Here is a 580-nt window from a genome sequence, read left to right as displayed (position 1 = left end):
GTTATGTTTTAACGCTTCAAAAATTTGTGAAGTGGTTGAGACATTAAATACTAATACTCCAAGTTCCATCGGCAATGTCCCTACAGGTACTTTAATCCCTGTAGCACTTTTAATGGTTTCATTTTCCCACCCTTGTGGGTAATAGTCTTTCACTTTTGCGATGCGTATATTTAAATCTTTAAAACGTGTTATTTCTTTTTCTAATACTTCAATTAATTCTTTTTTGGTTTTTTTAACGGCGATGATCCCTTCTTTGGCTTTCATCGTTTGCATGATGTATTTCAACCCTCTGAAGATATCTTCTGGTTGGTCTTTGATTAAACGATAATCACTACTTAAGTAAGGTTCACATTCAACCGCATTGATCACAACTTTATCAATTGGTTGATCCGTATTTAACTTAATATACGTAGGGAATCCGCTACCTCCAAGTCCAACAATGGCTTTTTCTTTTAAGACTTCGATAATCTCTTCTTTTGACATTGATTCAATCATTTTATCCGTGCGATCTGTAATGGTTTCATGGTACTCATCTTTAAAATCATTGCGGATGACTACTGTATCAACTTCTATGCCAGAA

The 580-nt window shown here is 34.7% G+C and carries 1 pseudogene; it reads right to left on the bottom strand.

Features of this window, described 5'->3' with window-relative positions:
* Positions 1–580: pseudogene (locus tag ABCO64_RS10695) on the bottom strand (hypothetical protein); the annotation flags it as partial.

The organism is Methanocalculus natronophilus, from assembly GCF_038751955.1.
GTDB lineage: Archaea > Halobacteriota > Methanomicrobia > Methanomicrobiales > Methanocorpusculaceae > Methanocalculus > Methanocalculus natronophilus.
Note: the sequence above shows the minus strand (reverse complement) of the source record. Positions and strands in the feature narration are given on the sequence as shown.